Origin of the sequence: Caballeronia choica (genome assembly GCF_001544535.1) — a bacterium.
GTDB lineage: Bacteria > Pseudomonadota > Gammaproteobacteria > Burkholderiales > Burkholderiaceae > Caballeronia > Caballeronia choica.
The window spans coordinates 1-2880 of record NZ_FCON02000352.1; the positions used below are offsets into that span (position 1 = coordinate 1).

Consider the following 2880-nt stretch of genomic DNA (forward strand, 5'->3'; position numbering starts at 1 on the left):
AACGCGCGTAATCGCCACTTCCTGATTCCAGCCAAAGCTAATACCTGCTGGGAAGTGATCTCCGGTACCGCTGACGATGCGACGGTGCGCATGCGCGTCTCGCAGCAGGCGCGCAAGAAGTGTCCGACTTTGCCCGAATTCTGGAATGCGCGGGCGATCCGGGCCATCGACGCGCGTGGACGCGAACGGGTGCTGCTGACTTCGTTGGGGGATCGCCGACGCTTCAAACCCGCCGATATCGTTGCCTGCTACGAGCGCCGCTGGCAGATCGAAACCAGTTACGGGGAACTCAAGCAATCGATGCTGGGCTCGGAGTTGACCTTGCGCAGTCGCACCGTCGAAGGGGTGTATCAGGAGATATGGGGCGCGTTGATCGCCTACAACCTGATTCGCCGCGAGATCGCCAGCGCCGCATGGGAAGCGAAACTCGCGCCGACCGATATCAGCTTCGTGCGAGCCCTCCATACGATCCAGCACGAAATGATGTGGGCCGCCCTCACGCCGGCCTATGCAAAATTGCCCGCATGCCTTCAGCGTCTGCGCGAACGGCTTAAATCTCTCCCCAATGAAAAACGCCCCGGGCGCGCATGCGACCGAGTCGTCAAATCCCGCCCTAAACGCTACACCGTTCGATACCTCAAAAAAGACATTAACTGAACGGCATTACTGTCCAGCCCGGGTAATCGATACACCGCCCCGCCCTTGCGCCGGAACGGATACAAACCCGGCGTTACGCAACTCCTGCGTGACCGACCAGTTCAACGCGGGCGCGTCGCGACCGTATCGCTGCTGGGCCAGACGCTCAAGCGCCCAGATGGCGGCATGGGTCAAGGTGCTGCTCTCGTTGTCGCTGCCTGTTGTCATCGTCTTCCCTCGAGAATGCGCCCTTCACAACAGGACGCGAATGTGCGGAGCTCTCCGTGGGCTTGCGACAGCCGCAATTGCTCAACACGTTTGGTCGTATCGATTCCAGTTGAACTTCCTACCGTGCTCGATACGCGTGGCGGTCGCATGAAGGTTCACCGCGTGGCCAGGCGCGAGTTCGCGCGCCCGATCGAGCATTGTCGTGAAGGATGGAAGTTCAGCCGATCCTTTCCATGCAAAAATCGTGACGTTGTAGTCACTGCCTTCTGAGGCCGCGAGCGTCACCGCATTTGCAAAGACTTCCCTGAGCGAGCGCAGATAGCGATGAAAGTCGGGTTCGTCGGTTACCAGATTGGCCACCAGTACGCCGTCATCACTCAGACGGCGACGACAGCTTTCATAGAACGTCTTGCTGCCCAGCTCTGCGGGCAGGCCATCGGCGTTGAAACCGTCGACCACCAGCACGTCGGGTCGGTGATCCGGAACAGCAACGTACTGGGCCCCATCGGCACAAACCACCCTGAAGCGCTCACTATCACGCGGTACATGAAATCGGTCGCGCAGCGCGATCACCTGAGGATTGATCTCGACGACGGAAATCATGGTGTCCGGCAAATGGCGATAACAGTACTTCGCCAGCGAACCGCCGCCCAGACCAATCATTGAAATGCGGCGCGGATATGGCCGGAACAGCAGGAAGCCCATCATGGTGCGCGTGTAACCCAGTGCCAGGGCATAGGGATCATGCCGCAACATGGTGCTCTGGACCCCGCGTGCATCAAAGTAGAGTGAGACCACCTGGTCATTCTCTATGACCACCGGCTTGCTCGTCTTCCTGTTTTTTTTCATTTGCTTGATTTAACGGTGCCGACGCGGGACCGTCAACGTAAGTAAGCAGGTTCCTGCATTGGTCGGTCAGCAACGTTCCGGCGTACTGAGAATGGCCGAAAGCGCGCCTAGGGCTGCGACCTCATCGGGGCCGGCCACCATCACGTGAACCTGTGTGCCCGGTTTCGCCCGAAGCGACATGACCGACATGACATCCTTGGCATTAACTGACCGGCCGTTCGCGGCGCAGACGATGTCGCTCTCAAACCGGGAGGCGCAAACGGCGAACCTCGCCGATCCGTGCCCGTTAAGACCCCATTGGCCGCTTACCCTAATCAATGCGTCCACCACCCCGCGTCCCTCGTTATGCTAAGCCTTAACCCAGGCCCGAATCCGTCGTTCAGTGCATTGAACCCGCTACGGCCTGGGCAAAGAATGCCCGCAGCAGCGCATCCCACGTTTCACCCCCCAAGGCGAATTCAGCAGTGTCCAGACGCCGCATGTCGCGATCCAGATATACCGCGCGAAGCGATCGCGGATGTGGTGGCCCTACAAAGAACTGTCCATCATCGTCCAGAAGCAGAAATGGCCTTTGCCGGTAGCGAGCCCCAAACAGGGAAATCGCATCCATTACATGGCGAGCCGACACCTTCTGGTAGACAAAAATGACGTTGACTCCGCATTCCTCTAGGCGGTCGCAGATATCCGAAAATCGGTACAGCATCTGGAATCCGCGTTCGCCGGCCTTGCCCACCCCGATCACGATCAACCCGCGACGCCCCATGAGGTCCCGAAGGTACAGATGCGTGTAATCATGGGACAGTAGCGCAACACTCGTATCAATCAAGCAGGCCTCCTGCCCACACAGGCATACATCCTGTCTCGCGCAGCAGGGCCTGCACATGTCCAACAGGATTCCTGCGCTATCCGCTATATTATTATCATTTCAGAATAAGTCAATGATACTTTTATTATCATGTTTTGCTCCTGACAACCCCAATGTCAACTGGGCCTGTTGGACTGATCGCCGGGACACCAGACACGCCTGCGCGCAGCAATGCGCAAGCAACCTCTTGGCTCGGCGCGGCGCCTACCGATCCAGTCGATAGACCGTAAGCGGTCGTTTCTCCGCGCCTAGCGCGATACGTTTGGGAGGGTCAAGCTTGCGTCCGCATACACTCAACTTGC

At 58.5% G+C, this 2880-nt stretch carries 5 protein-coding genes; 1 reads left to right on the forward strand and 4 read right to left on the reverse strand.

The window, feature by feature from the left end:
* Window positions 1–657: transposase (locus AWB68_RS43720; RefSeq protein WP_143282051.1), on the forward strand; the 657-nt coding region annotated here is incomplete at its 5' end.
* Window positions 658–663: 6 nt separating this feature from the next.
* On the opposite strand, the gene AWB68_RS43725 is transcribed toward AWB68_RS43720, so the two are convergent.
* The 4 genes from AWB68_RS43725 to AWB68_RS43740 form a co-directional block, all read right to left on the reverse strand.
* A complete protein-coding gene (locus AWB68_RS43725; protein WP_087650296.1) occupies window positions 664–864 on the reverse strand; it encodes a hypothetical protein in 201 nt (66 codons plus the stop codon).
* 81 nt (window positions 865–945) lie between these two features.
* The gene (locus AWB68_RS43730; RefSeq protein ID WP_125483280.1) at window positions 946–1713 is read right to left on the reverse strand and encodes a fused MFS/spermidine synthase; all 768 of its coding nucleotides are present in this window, start codon (window positions 1711–1713) and stop codon (window positions 946–948) included.
* Between the two features lie 66 nt (window positions 1714–1779).
* The gene (locus tag AWB68_RS43735) at window positions 1780–2043 is read right to left on the reverse strand and encodes an HPr family phosphocarrier protein (protein ID WP_087650298.1); all 264 of its coding nucleotides are present in this window, start codon (window positions 2041–2043) and stop codon (window positions 1780–1782) included.
* A gap of 49 nt (window positions 2044–2092) precedes the next feature.
* On the reverse strand, window positions 2093–2539 hold the full coding sequence (locus AWB68_RS43740) for a hypothetical protein (RefSeq protein WP_200828967.1): 447 nt from the start codon (window positions 2537–2539) through the stop codon (window positions 2093–2095).
* Between the last annotated feature and the right edge of the window lie 341 nt (window positions 2540–2880).

Coding starts and splice junctions, on each gene's coding strand:
- AWB68_RS43725 (WP_087650296.1), bottom strand. CDS start 864: ATGACAACAGGCAGCGACAACGAGAGCAGCACCTTGACCCATGCCGCC.
- AWB68_RS43730 (WP_125483280.1), bottom strand. CDS start 1,713: ATGAAAAAAAACAGGAAGACGAGCAAGCCGGTGGTCATAGAGAATGAC.